Below are 13,258 nucleotides of genomic sequence, written 5' to 3' on the forward strand. Positions count from 1 at the left end.
GGCTGAAGGCGAGCCGCCTGGCGCGTCGCGCCTGGCCGCTTTGCCTCCCGGGGCCCGTGGCGGCCCGGGCGCGGCCTGCCCGGCCGTCATCGCCGCTTCGCCGCCGCCTCACCGCGGCCCTTGATGTCCTGACCCGTCGGGGTCCCCCCGCTGCGTGGGCACGCTGAACCCGAACGCCTGGCCGTCCGCCCCCCGCGGTCGGCACGTTGTCACACGCACAGACTGGACCCTTTCATGATCAATTCCCTGTTACGCAAGGTCGTCGGTTCCAAGAACGACCGTGAAGTCAAGCGCATGGGCCGCCTCGTCGAGCGCATCACCGCCCTGGAGCCGGAGCTCGAGGCGCTGGACGATGCCGCGCTCAAGGCCGGCGAGAGCCTCGACGGCCTGCTGACCGAGGCCTTCGCCACCGTGCGCGAGGCCGGCAAGCGGGTGATGAGCATGCGCCACTTCGACGTCCAGATGATCGGCGGCATGACCCTCAACAGCGGCCGCATCGCCGAGATGAAGACCGGCGAGGGCAAGACCCTGGTGGCGACCCTGTCCGTCTACCTCAATGCCCTGCCCGGCAAGGGCGTCCACGTGGTCACGGTCAACGACTACCTGGCGCGCCGTGACGCCGAGTGGATGCGCCCGCTCTACGAGTTCCTTGGTCTCTCCGTCGGCACCATCCATGCCGGCCAGACCCCCGAGCAGAAGCGCGAGGCCTACGCCTGCGACATCACCTACGGGACCAACAACGAGTTCGGCTTCGACTACCTGCGCGACAACATGGCCTTCTCCCTGGAAGACAAGGTCCAGCGCGGGCTCCACTATGCCATCGTCGACGAGGTGGACTCGATCCTGATCGACGAGGCGCGCACCCCCCTGATCATCTCCGGCGCCGTGGACGAGAACACCGAGCTCTACAAGGTGGTCGACCGCCTGGCGACCCATCTGACCAAGGGCGAGGTCTCGGAGGATCCCGAGGTGCCGGTCAGCGGCGACTTCCTGCTCGACGAGAAGCACAAGCAGGTGGAGATCACCGAATCCGGCCACAACAAGGTCGAGGAGCTGATGCGCGAGGAGGGGCTGCTGGGCGAGGAGGATTCCCTCTACGCGGCCCAGAACCTCAACCTGCTGCAACACATGCACTCGGCGCTGCGCGCCCGTCATCTCTACCACCGCGACGTGGACTATATCGTCGCCGACGGCCAGGTGGTGATCGTCGACGAGCACACCGGGCGCACCATGCCGGGACGCCGCTGGTCCGAGGGCCTGCACCAGGCGGTGGAGGCCAAGGAGGGGGTGGCCGTGCAGCGCGAGAGCCAGACGCTGGCCTCCACCACCTTCCAGAACTACTTCCGCCTCTACGACAAGCTGGCCGGCATGACCGGCACCGCCGATACCGAGGCCTTCGAGTTCCGCCAGATCTACGGCCTGGACGTGGTGGTGATCCCCACCAACAAGCCGCTGATCCGCCGCGACCTCAACGACCTGGTCTATCTCACCGCCGAGGAGAAGTTCGAGGCGATCATCAAGGATGTCCAGGCCGAGACCGAGGCCGGGCGCCCGGTGCTGGTGGGCACCGCCTCCATCGAGACCTCCGAGTACCTGGCCAATCTGATGAAGCAGGCCGGGCTCGCCTTCAACGTCCTCAACGCCAAGCAGCACCAGAGCGAGGCGGAGATCATCGCCCAGGCCGGCCGGGCCGGTGCCGTCACCATCGCCACCAACATGGCCGGTCGCGGTACCGACATCATGCTGGGCGGCAACTGGGAGGCCGAGGCGGCCAAGCTGGAGGATCCCTCTCCCGAGCAGATCCAGGCCCTCAAGGCCGCCTGGCAGGAGCGCCACGATGCGGTGCTCGCCGCCGGCGGCCTGCACGTGATCGGCTCCGAGCGCCACGAGTCGCGGCGCATCGACAACCAGCTGCGCGGCCGCGCCGGCCGCCAGGGGGACCCGGGCTCGACCCGCTTCTTCCTGTCGCTGGAGGACAGCCTGATGCGGCTGTTCGGCTCCGATCGGGTGCAGCGCATGATGAAGGCGCTGGGCCTCGAGCGCGGCGAGGCGATCGAGCACAAGATGGTCTCCAACGCCGTGGAGCGTGCCCAGAAGAAGGTCGAGAGCCGCAACTTCGATATCCGCAAGCAGCTGCTCGAGTATGACGACGTGGCCAACGACCAGCGTCGGGTGATCTACGAGCAGCGCAACGAGATCCTGGCCGCCGAACAGGTCGCCGAGACCGTCGCGGGCATCCGCGAGGAGGTGCTGGACCTGGCCATCAGCGACTATGTGCCGCCCCAGAGCCTTCCCGAACAGTGGGACCTGGCGGGGCTCGAGGAGCACCTCAAGTCCGAGTTCAATATGGAGGCCCCGGTGGTGCGGTGGTCCGAGGAGGACGAGCGCTTCCACGAGGAGCAGCTGCGCGAGCGCCTGCAGACCATGCACCGCGAGGCTTACGAGGCCAAGGTGGCCGAGGCCGGCGAGGCGCTGATGCGCCGCTTCGAGAAGCAGGTGATGCTGCAGGTGCTGGACACCCGCTGGAAGGAGCACCTGCAGTCCATGGACCACCTGCGTCGGGGTATCCACCTGCGCGGCTATGCCCAGAAGAACCCCAAGCAGGAGTACAAGCGCGAGTCCTTCGAGCTCTTCCAGTCCCTGCTGACTAATATCAAGAGCGACGTGACCCGGATCCTCAGCCATGTCCAGGTACGCCGTCCCGAAGAGGTCGAGGAGCTGGAGCGGCAGCGCCGCGAGGCGCTGGAGCGCGACAGGGCCGCGGCGGCGAATCGCCGGGACGAGCCGGGCGCCGGCGATGACGGCGCGGCCCAGGCGGCGCCGCGGCCGGGCGCCGACGGCCGTCCGCTGCGTCGCGAGGGGCCCAAGGTCGGGCGCAACGACCCCTGCCCCTGCGGCTCTGGCAAGAAGTACAAGCAGTGCTGTGGCAAGCTCAACTGAGCCAGGCCGCCGGCCAACCCGACAGGAGACGAGACGATGGCAGTGGGTGACGCGAGCTTTCCGCCGATGCCGGCGATCCCCGGCGTGCGCCTGGGCACCGCCATGGCAGGCATCAAGAAACCGAACCGCCGCGACCTGGTGGTGATCGAAGCGCCCGCGGGGGCCCGCGTGGCGGGGACCTTTACCCGCAACGCCTTCTGTGCGGCCCCGGTGACGGTGGCCCAGGAACACCTGGCGGCCTACGGTGCGGGGGCGCGCTACCTGGTGATCAACACCGGCAACGCCAACGCCGGGACCGGCGAGGTGGGCCTGCGCGATGCGCGAGCCACCTGCGCCGAGCTCGCGAGGCTGGCCGGCGTGCCCCCCGAGGCCGTGCTGCCCTTCTCCACCGGGGTGATCGGCGAGCCGCTGCCCATGGAGCGGCTGCTGGCGGGCCTGCCGGCGGCGCTGAAGCACCTGGATGACGGCGCCGAGGCCTGGCGCCTTGCCGGCGAAGGGATCCTGACCACCGACACCCGGCCCAAGGGCGCCAGCGTGACCCTCGATCTGGGTGAGGAGACGCTGACCATCAACGGCATCGCCAAGGGCTCGGGCATGATCCAGCCCAACATGGCGACCATGCTGGCCTTCGTGGCCACGGATGCGACCCTCGACCAGGCGCTGCTCGACGAGCTGCTGCGCGAGACGGTGGACCGCTCCTTCAACTGCATCACCGTGGATGGCGATACCTCTACCAACGACGCCTGCGTGCTGATCAGCACCTGCCGTGGGCCGGAGGTGGCCGGCGAGGAGGCCATTGCGGTGTTCCGCAACGGCCTGCAGCGGGTGATGACCGAGCTGGCCCAGGCCATCGTGCGCGACGGCGAGGGGGCCACCAAGTTCGTCACCCTGCAGGTCAACGGCGCCGAGAGCCGCCGGGAGGCGCTGGACGTGGCCTTTACCGTGGCCAACTCGCCGCTGGTCAAGACCGCGCTCTACGCCTCGGATGCCAACTGGGGGCGGATCCTGGCCGCCGTGGGTCGCGCGCCGGTGGCTGACTTCGACGTTTCCCGGGTGGCCATTGATCTGGGCGAGGTGCGCCTGGTGGAGGCGGGCGGCCGGGCGCCCGGTTACACCGAGGAGGCCGGCAGCGCGGTGATGGCGCGAGAGGAGATTCCCATCCGCATCGCCCTCGGCCGCGGCCAGGAGAGCGCCACGGTATGGACCACCGACCTCTCCCATGAGTATGTGAGCATCAACGCCGACTACCGCAGCTGATCGGCGACGTCAGACAGTTCCCGCGCGGCTGGCCGCGCGGTCAAGTGGAAAGGTCAATGAACGCAATGGTGAAGAGAAGGGTGCATGTGGCGGCCGCCGCCATCATCAGCGCCGACGGCGGGCAAGTGCTGATCGCCCGCCGGCCGAGCAACGTCGACCACGGCGGTCTCTGGGAGTTTCCGGGCGGCAAGCTGGCCCCCTACGAGACGGGCCTCGGCGGCCTCAAGCGCGAGCTCCACGAGGAGCTCGGCGTGGAGATCCAGCGGGCCCAGCCGCTGATCCGCATCCACCACGAGTATTCCGACAAGCATATCCTGCTCGATGTCTGGCAGGTGCACGAGTTCTTGGGCGAGCCTTTCGGCCGCGAGGGGCAGGCCGTGCGCTGGGTGCCCATGGCCGAGCTGGTCAACTACCCCTTCCCGGCCGCCAACCTGCCGATCCTGCGCGCCGTGATGCTGCCCACCGAGTACCTGATCACCGCCGAGGAGGAGGAAGAGGGCCGCTTCCTGCAGCGCCTGGAGCGCGCCCTGGTGGAGGACAGCGTGCGCCTGGTCCAGCTGCGCGCCAAGGCGCTCGACGAGGCCGCCTACCTGGCGCGTGCCGAGGCCGCCCTGGCCCTCTGCCGCCGGCACGGCGCGCGCCTGCTGCTCAACGCCGAGCCCGAGCTGCTGGGGCGGGTCGATGCCGACGGCATCCACCTCACCAGCGAGCGGCTGATGCAGCTGGAGCGTCGCCCCATCGCCGAGGGCAAGTGGCTCTCCGCCTCCACCCATGATCGGGCTCAGCTGGTCCAGGCCGGCACGCTGGGCTGTGACTTCGTGACCCTCTCGCCGCTGCGCACCACGCCCTCCCACCCGGAGGTCGCCCCCATGGGCTGGCACGATTTCCAGCAGCTGGTGGAGCGGGCGGCCATGCCGGTGTTCGCGCTGGGGGGCATGACCCGCCATGATGCCAACCACGCCCGCGCCGTGGGGGCCCAGGGGATCGCCTCGATCCGCGACTTCTGGAAGTAGCCGACAGCCACGCCCGAGACGCTACGCGCCCCGCCAACCGGCGGGGCGCGCTGCGTCTGGGCCCTGTCGGCGGTGGTCGCTGTCGCCGGGTGGATACAAGCCAGACGTCGGTGGAGAGGGACAGAGCGGCCGCTGCGACGAATTGCGTCGCCAGTCGACGACGGTTTGGCGGAGGACGGCCGGCGTCCGATCCCGCTCCATCCGTGGTCGATGACCTCAGTTGCATGTTTTTTATTGAATAATTATTTTCTGGCGTGGTTCTCGCTTGAGATGGGCAGGAACCCGGCCCGAGGGGTCGAACGACTCAGGGATGAGTCACCCCTGAAGATGGATACCCGCCCTCGGCGGGGCACAAGGAGTCGTATCATGAAACTCAAGACACTGGCCGCCAGCATGACACTGATCTTCTCCGGCATGGCCGTGCAGGCCCACGCGATGGGGCTGGAGGACGAGATGCCGACCGGTGGTGTCGCCTCATCGACGATGATGAGCCAGTCCAGTGACGCCATCCTGCTGGCGGCCGTCGAGGGCGGCGTCGATACCGGTGCGGGAGTCGAGGGTGAAGCCGGGCTCAAGGCCGAGTCCGAGTTGGATGCCGAAGGTGAGACCGGCACCGAAGGCGAGGCCGGCACCGAAGGGGAGGCCGAGTCCGAGCTGGGCGTCGAGAGCGAGGCCGACGCCGGTACCCAGGCCGATACTGGTGTCGAGACAGCGGTAGAGGCCGAGGCCCGGGCCCCGGGGCTGGACCCTGCCGAAGAACGAGCGGCGGAGCCCGCCAAGGGGCGCCTCGAGTCCGTTCGGGATCGCCTACGCGGCATGGTCGGCGGGGGCGACGACCCCGACGGGGCCAACTGAGGGCGAGCGCGGGGGCGTGCATCAGGCCGACGAAGGAGAAGCCCGCGGCCACCCCGGCGAAGGCGGCGGCGCGACGGAACTGGTGGTCGATCACCGACACCGTCATGGCGCCGATCAGGATCGCCATGAACATGGCGCCCTGGCCCAGGGGCACGATGCCACTCGAGATATCGGCGACCGTCTCCTCGGCGGCCCGCCCGAAGCGGGTCATCACGTAGTTGGCGAAGTAGGGCAGCATGGCCAGCGCCACCGCCGGGTAGTAGCGGGTGTCGTTGCTCTGGAAGGCGGTGGCGATCATCGACATCCCGACGAAGACCAGGATCGGCGCCACCACCGAGACCGGGATGATGGCGGCCAGGGCGGCGATCAGTCCGAACATGGTGGCCAGGGCGTAGACGGCGCCGTTGAGCAGGCTGTAGCCGCGCCCCGCGCCCATCCACTTGGCGCCCACGGTGGCGATATAGACGGTGGTGGGGAAGACGCCGCCGAACAGCGCCCCGATCATGGTGCCGGTGCCGTCCACCGCCTGGCACTCTCGCACGTCATACTTGTCCCCGGCGGCCTCCATGGCCTCCACGTTGTTCATGGTCTCGATGGCGTTGTAGAGGGTGATCGGCAGCACCACGGTGAGCACCGCCATCATCCCGGTGAACAGCATCCCCAGGCCCTCGAACCAGGCCAGGTTGGGCAGCAGCGGGTAGAAGCCCAGGTGAGTGAAGGCGTCGCTGAAGCGTTCGCCGCCGGCATCGCCGATCAGGTAGGCCATGGCGGTGCCGACGACGATGGCAAACAGCGAGGTGGGCAGTCGCAAGGGCATGGCCACCCGGGCCACCAGCCCGACGATGATGATCGCCAGCACCAGCAGGCCGATCACCGGCATCTCCAGGGTCTTGAAGAGCATCTCGCCGGCGATGAAGGTCAGCGCCACGCCGGCGACCGCCCCCAGCATGGCGGCCCGCGGCAGGTGACGTTGTACCCAGCGGCCGATCAGGCTGATGGCCGCCTCGATGGCGCCGCTGATGAAGCAGGCGGCCACCGCCACCTTCCAGGCCAGCTCGGCGTCGCCGGTGAGCTGCTTGGCCGGCAGCAATACCCCGAACAGGAAGACGAACATCACCGGGGTGGAGATGCCGTAGGAGAGCGCGGTGACGTCGGCCCGGTTCTCCTTCCGTGCCAGGCGCGCCGCGCTCCAGGCGTAGTAGAAGTTGCCCACCATCACCGCCACGGCGGCGCCGGGCAGCACCTGGCCGAAGACGATCGACGCCGGGAAGCCCATGCCGAGCATGGTGATGGCGATGATGACGAAGTTGGCGATGTTGTTCTGGAACAGCGCGAAGAAGGCGTCGGTGTCCTCCTTTCGGTACCAGGGGTAGTGCACGGGTGAGCCGACAGGGGATGCCGCCATGGGAAGCCTCTCGCGGTTGGGGTTGTTGTCTACCGGGCAATGGGCAGTCTGGACAGGATTTGACTTATTGGTCAAGTTGCGCCTTGCCGGGTGCGCCTCGATGCGCCCGGTGTCGCCGCACAAGCCGGGTGGGATTCTACCCGAAACGACAGCGCCCGGGCGGGTGCCCGGGCGCGACTGGCGTGACGCTGGCGGCGATCAGTTGACAGGTAGGGCAGTTTCTCGTGGGAGAAGCCGGCCACGTTGGCGCGCCCGGAGCGCACCATGTAGATGCCGAACTCGTCGCGCAGGCGATCGACCTGCTCGGGCGTCAGGCCGGTGTAGGAGAACATGCCGCGCTGCTCGGCCACGCAGGCGTACTTCTGATCCAGGCCGTAGGGCTTCAAGGCCTCGACGAAGTCGCGACGCAGGGTGTTGATGCGGTCGCGCATCTCGGTGAGCTCCTCGCGCCACAGGGCGGCGAGCTCGGCGGAGCGCAGGATCTCGCTGACGATGGCGCCGCCGTGGGCCGGCGGGTTGGAGTAGTTCTCGCGGGCCACGATGGCGATCTGCGAGCGGACGTTCTCCATCTGCTCGGTGTCCTTGGCTACCATGATCAGGCAGCCGGTGCGCTCGCAGTAGATGCCGAAGTTCTTGGAGCAGGAGCTGGTGATGATCACCTCGTCGAGGCTCTCGGCCAGCAGGCGCACCCCGTAGGCGTCCTCGTCGAGTCCCTCGCCGAAGCCCTGGTAGGCGAAGTCCACCAGCGGCAGCAGGCGGCGCTCGCGGACCACCTCCAGCACGGTCTGCCACTGCTCGCGGGAGAGGTCGAAGCCGGTGGGGTTGTGGCAGCAGGCGTGGAGCACCACCACGTCGCCCTCGGGGATCTGCTTCAGGGCCGCCAGCATGCCGTCGAAGTCGAGGCGGTTTTCGGCGTCCACATAGGGGTACTTGTGCAGGTCGATGCCGGCCGCGGTGAAGATGCCGTGGTGGTTGGGCCAGGTCGGGTCGCTGACCCAGATGCCCTTGCCGGGCAGCTGCTTGGCGATGAAGTCGGCCGCCAGACGCAGGGCGCCGGTGCCACCGGGGGACTGGGTGGCGCTGGCCCGCTTGGCCGCCAGCACCGGGGAGCCCTCGCCCAGCACCATGGGCAGGATCACCTCGCCGTACTCCGGTGCCCCATGGGAGCCGATGTAGGTCTTGGTGGTCTCGTTCTTGAGCAGCAGGGCCTCGGCCTCCTTGACGGCGCGCATGACCGGGGTGTTGCCCTGGGCGTCCTTATAGACGCCTACGCCGAGATCGACCTTCTGGGGGTTGGTGTCCTTCTTGAAGGCCTCGATCAGGCCGAGGATCGCATCCCCGGGGACCCGCTCAATGTGTTCGAACATTTAATTCGCTACCTCGTCGGTTCTGGCGGCAAGAATGAAGTCGTTCCTGTGCAGGCCCCTGATCTTGTGTGACCACCAGGTCACGGTGACCTTGCCCCATTCGGTCAGCAGGGCCGGGTGGTGGCCCGCCGCCTCGGCGAGCTCGCCGACGCGATGGGTGAAGGCCAGCGCCTGCTTGAAGTCGGGGAAGGTGAAGGCCCGCTCCAGCTGCATGATGCCATCGCGCTCGACGATCTTCCACTCGGGGACCTCGGGCTTGAACAGCGCGATCTCGGCGTCGCTGACGGTGGGAGCGCCTTTCTCGCACGCCTCGCACCGCTGTTGGGACAGTTGGCTCATGACTCATCCTCCTGGCTGGGGTAGGGAACGTAAAGCAGGTCGAACGCGGACCGGGGCGTCAGCTCGCCCGGCTGCGCTCCGGCGCCGGTTCGAAGCGCGGCGCATGGAGCCCGAGCGCCATGGCCCGGTAGACCATGCCCATGATGTCCTGACGGGAAAGGTCGTGCAGGGTGCGCAGGTCGTCAAGCACATAGTAGAGGGGCTGGAGGATGTCGATGCGGTAGGGGGTGCGCATCGCCTCGACGGGATCGAAGGGCAGGTGCTCGGGTTCCTCGGTGAGGGCGTAGCGGGTCTCCTTGGGCGAGGAGATGATGCCGCCGCCGTAGATGCGCCGCCCCTGCGGGGTGTCGACCAGGCCGAACTCCACGGTCAGCCAGTAGAGCCGGGCCAGGTAGACCCGCTCCCTGGAGGTGGCGGCCTTGCCCAGACGGCCATAGGTGGCGGTGAACTCGGCGAAGGAGGGGTCGGTGAGCATCGGGCAGTGGCCGAAGATCTCGTGAAAGATATCCGGCTCCTTCAGGTAGTCCAGCTCCTCGGGGGTGCGGATGAAGGTGGCGACCGGGAAGCGGCGGTTGGCCAGCAGGTCGAAGAAGGTGTCGAAGGGAATCAGCGCCGGCACCTGGACGGTGCGCCAGCCGGTGGCGGCCTCCAGGACCCGGTCGATCTCGGGCAACTGGGGAATGCGATCCTCCGGCAGCTCCAGGCACGCCAGGCCGTCCAGATACTGCTGGCAGACGCGGCCCTCGATGATCGGGAGCTGGCGTCGCATCAGGGTCTGCCAGGTGGCGTGCTCGGTGTCGCTGTAGGCGATATGGCCCCGGGCGTCGGGCAGCCGGGCACGGTAGCCGGTCTTGCTGACCTGGTCACTCAGGGGTGAGGTCGTGGCCGTCATCTCGGTGTCTCCCCGGCGTCAGCCGGTGGGTGAGGGGGAATACCCGCAGTCTAGAAGCTCGACGCGGCGCCGGAGTCGTCTCGGCACGGGGGTGGCGGCGTGCCGGCGCGACAGCCGTCGGGCTGCCGTAAAGAAATCGTGACACTCAGGGGCCGTGCGGGGGCGAACGGTGCGCGGTGCCCGGTGGCGGGCATTGTTGAATCGGCGCTGTAACGTTATCTTGACGGCAGAGTCACGACGACGTGACGTCTTTTTTCGCCAGCGGAGCCGCCGCCGATGCGCTTGCGATTTCATTGCCAGAACCGGGTGGGCATCCTGCGCGATATCGTCGCCCCCTTCGCCGACTACGGCCTCAACGTGGCCCGTGGCGAGGTGGGCGGCGAACACGGCAACGCCATCTACCTGCACGTGCCCCATCTGCTCAACGCCCAGCTGGCCACCCTGAAGCCGCAGCTGGAGGCGGTGCCCGGGGTGTTCGGCGTGCGCCGGGTCAGCCTGATGCCCAGCGAGCGCCGCCACCTGGAGCTCGATGCGCTGCTCTCGTCGCTCAGCGACCCGGTGATGTCCATCGACATGGAGGGGCATGTGGTGGCGGCCAATCGCGCCGCCGGCCAGCTGCTCGGCGTGCGCATCGAGGAGGTGCCCGGCCTGTCGCTGGCCCGCTATCTGCCCGACCTGGACCTGCCGGCACTGATCCGGCGCAACAATGCCCGGGTCAACGGCCTGCGGCTGCGGCTGGGCGAGACCACCTTCCTGGCGGATATCGCGCCGCTGCATCGGGAGCATCATGACGATGTGGCGTCGCTGGCCGGGGCCGTGGTCACCCTGCATCGCGCCGAGCGCCTCGGCGAGCGCATCTATCAGGTGCAGCGGCAGGCGCTGCGCGGCTTCGAGTCGATCTTCCAGGCCAGCCCCGCGCTCGAGGCGCTGACCCGGGAGGCGAGGCGCATGGCCCCCCTGGATGCCCCGCTGCTGATCCAGGGTGAGACCGGCACCGGCAAGGAGCTGCTGGCGCGGGCCTGCCACCTGGCGAGCCCCCGGGGTCAGGCCCCCTTCATGGCGCTCAACTGTGCCGGCCTGCCGGAGTCCATGGCCGAGACCGAGCTGTTCGGCTACGCGCCGGGGGCCTTCGAGGGGGCCCGCCCCGAGGGCAAGCTCGGGCTGCTGGAGCTCACCGCCGGCGGCACCATCTTCCTCGACGAGGTGGGCGAGATGAGCCCGCGCCTGCAGGTCAAGCTGCTGCGCTTCCTGCAGGACGGCGGCTTTCGGCGGGTGGGCAGCGACGAGGAGACCTGGCTCGACGTGCGCGTGATCTGCGCCACCCAGCAGGACCTGCCGCGCCTCTGCGCCGAGGGGCGCTTCCGCCAGGATCTCTTCCATCGCCTCAACGTGCTGAGCCTGACGGTACCGCCGCTGCGCGACTGTCGCGACGGCATTCAGGGGCTGGCCGCGCACTTCATCGACCGGGCGGCCCGCCAGATCGGCTGCCCGCTGCCCTCGTTGTCGGCCGCGGCCCTGGGCCGTCTGGCGGCCTACCCCTGGCCCGGCAATGTCCGCCAGCTGGAGAACGTGCTGTTCCAGGCGGTCTCGCTGTGCGAGGACGGGGTGATCGAGCCCGTGCACCTGCGCCTGCCCGATGTCGGCGAGACCGTCGGCCCGGCGGGCATCGCCCTGGAGGGCTCGCTGGCCGAGATCATGGGGGCGCTGGAGCAGCGGGTGCTGGCGGCGCTCTATCCCCGTTTCCCCTCCAGCCGACAGCTGGCCAGGCGGCTCGGGGTCTCGCACACCACCATCGCCAACAAGCTCAAGCGCCACGGGATCGGCGGGGAGGAAGCATGAGTCGCCCGATCGGGGGGGAGCCGCCAGTCGCGGTCTTGCCGCTCTGGCTGAAGCTCGCCTTTACCGCCTGGATCGTCGCCTGGGCGCCCACTTACTGGGTGCTGCTGGGCCCCCAGAACTACTTCTGGCTGTGCAACCTGGCCAGCTTCCTGATCCTGGTGGGCCTGTGGCGCGAGCATCGCCTGCTGCTCTCCATGCAGTGGCTGTCGGTGGCCCTGGTGGGCAGCCTCTGGGCGGTGGACGTGGGCACCGCCTGGCTCACCGGGGTGCACCCCATCGGCGGCACCGAGTACATGTTCGATGACGAGCAGCCGCTGCTGACCCGGCTGATGTCGCTCTATCACCTGGTGCTGCCGGTGGTGGTGGGGCTGGCCCTGTGGCGGCTCGGCTATGCGCCGTGGGCGCTGGCCTGGCAGACCGCCCTGACCTGGCTGGCGGTGCCGGCGAGCTACCTGCTCACCGACCCCGAGCGCAACATCAACTGGGTGCATGGCCCCTTCGGGGAGCACCAGGAGTGGCTGCCGCCGCTGCTCTACCTGGCGGGGCTGATGGCGCTCTGGCCGCTCGTCCTCTATGTGCCGGTGCATCTGCTGACGCGCTGGCTGCAGCGGCGGGGCCTTATTCCCGGCGCCGGGTGAGCGGCCGCCGCTTAGGCCGCTGCCAGGGCCGCGGCGCTCTCGCGCACCTCGGCGTAGGGGTAGGCCGCCAGCGCCCCGAAGCCCGGCAGCCGCCTGGCCTTGAGGCGGGTGAGGCGGGGCGTGGCGATGCCGCACAGGAAGCGGGCCAGCAGGTCCGCCGTGGCGGGGCCGCCGTCGCTGTCCTCGGCGAGCCGCGGGCCCAGGGCCGCCAGGCGCGCCGCGATATCCTGGCTCTCCAGCGGGGCCAGGGACGTCGGGGCCGGCAACCGGGCGGGCTCGCCGCGGCAGGCGGAGCAGTGGCCGCAGTGCGCCGGGGCCCGGGTATCGCCGAACCACTCGGCGAGCCGCCGGGTGAGGCAGTCGTCGGCCTCGAACAGCGCCAGCATGGCATGCAGCCGGGCGACCTCGGCCTGCTCCTTGTCGCGAAAGTAGGCGTGGAGGGCGTCGGCCAGGGCGGCGGGGTCGCGGGGCGCCTCGAGCACCCGGTAGACCTCGGTGAGCTGCTTGCTTTCCAGGGTCATCCACCCCTTGTCGACGAAGTACTCCAGGGCTGTCAGCACCCGGGTGCGGCGGACGTCCAGCCCCCGCTCGGCGCCCAGCCGCGCCAGGGTCGCGAAGTCCAGGGCGTGCCAGGTGCGCGCCCGGGGGGCGGCATCGAGAAGGGCCTGGACGAAGGCGCCGCGCTCGCCCGCGAAGCGCCCGACCAGGGCCTC

At 69.3% G+C, this 13,258-nt stretch carries 9 protein-coding genes and 1 pseudogene; 5 read left to right on the forward strand and 5 right to left on the reverse strand.

Annotated elements, in window-relative coordinates; translation table 11 throughout:
- Positions 1 to 234 precede the first annotated feature (234 nt).
- The 3 genes from secA to J5F18_RS09015 are packed head-to-tail and all read left to right on the forward strand — an operon-like array spanning position 235 to position 5,210.
- Complete coding sequence (gene secA / locus J5F18_RS09005) at positions 235 to 2,940, forward strand: preprotein translocase subunit SecA (protein ID WP_346301907.1); 2,706 nt, start codon at positions 235 to 237, stop codon at positions 2,938 to 2,940.
- Positions 2,941 to 2,976: 36 nt separating this feature from the next.
- Positions 2,977 to 4,197, forward strand: coding sequence for a bifunctional glutamate N-acetyltransferase/amino-acid acetyltransferase ArgJ (gene argJ / locus J5F18_RS09010; RefSeq protein ID WP_346301908.1), 1,221 nt, complete (start codon positions 2,977 to 2,979; stop codon positions 4,195 to 4,197).
- Between the two features lie 56 nt (positions 4,198 to 4,253).
- Positions 4,254 to 5,210: a Nudix family hydrolase gene (locus J5F18_RS09015; RefSeq protein WP_346301909.1), complete on the forward strand. Its 957-nt coding sequence runs from the start codon at positions 4,254 to 4,256 to the stop codon at positions 5,208 to 5,210.
- Positions 5,211 to 5,781: 571 nt separating this feature from the next.
- On the opposite strand, the gene J5F18_RS09020 is transcribed toward J5F18_RS09015, so the two are convergent.
- From J5F18_RS09020 to phhA, 4 genes and pseudogenes are all read right to left on the reverse strand, one after another.
- Positions 5,782 to 7,470: an NCS2 family permease gene (locus J5F18_RS09020; protein ID WP_346301910.1), complete on the reverse strand. Its 1,689-nt coding sequence runs from the start codon at positions 7,468 to 7,470 to the stop codon at positions 5,782 to 5,784.
- Positions 7,471 to 7,673: 203 nt separating this feature from the next.
- Positions 7,674 to 8,837: pseudogene (locus J5F18_RS09025) on the reverse strand (amino acid aminotransferase); the annotation flags it as partial.
- Positions 8,838 to 9,176, reverse strand: a complete 339-nt coding sequence (locus J5F18_RS09030; protein WP_346301911.1) for a 4a-hydroxytetrahydrobiopterin dehydratase — start codon at positions 9,174 to 9,176, stop codon at positions 8,838 to 8,840.
- 58 nt (positions 9,177 to 9,234) lie between these two features.
- Positions 9,235 to 10,068 (reverse strand): phenylalanine 4-monooxygenase, encoded by an 834-nt coding sequence (gene phhA, locus J5F18_RS09035; RefSeq protein WP_346301912.1) that lies wholly within the window; start codon positions 10,066 to 10,068, stop codon positions 9,235 to 9,237.
- A gap of 276 nt (positions 10,069 to 10,344) precedes the next feature.
- On the opposite strand from phhA, the gene J5F18_RS09040 reads away from it, so the two are divergent.
- The gene (locus tag J5F18_RS09040; RefSeq protein ID WP_346301913.1) at positions 10,345 to 11,907 is read left to right on the forward strand and encodes a sigma-54-dependent transcriptional regulator; all 1,563 of its coding nucleotides are present in this window, start codon (positions 10,345 to 10,347) and stop codon (positions 11,905 to 11,907) included.
- On the forward strand, positions 11,904 to 12,545 hold the full coding sequence (locus J5F18_RS09045; RefSeq protein WP_346301914.1) for a hypothetical protein: 642 nt from the start codon (positions 11,904 to 11,906) through the stop codon (positions 12,543 to 12,545). The genes J5F18_RS09040 and J5F18_RS09045 overlap by 4 nt, the downstream gene beginning before the upstream one ends.
- 11 nt (positions 12,546 to 12,556) lie before the next feature.
- Here J5F18_RS09045 and J5F18_RS09050 read toward each other — a convergent pair.
- The coding region (locus J5F18_RS09050) for a RecQ family zinc-binding domain-containing protein (RefSeq protein WP_346301915.1) at positions 12,557 to 13,258 on the reverse strand (702 nt) is incomplete at its 5' end.

The sequence above is a fragment of the Halomonas sp. BM-2019 genome (genome assembly GCF_017584085.1).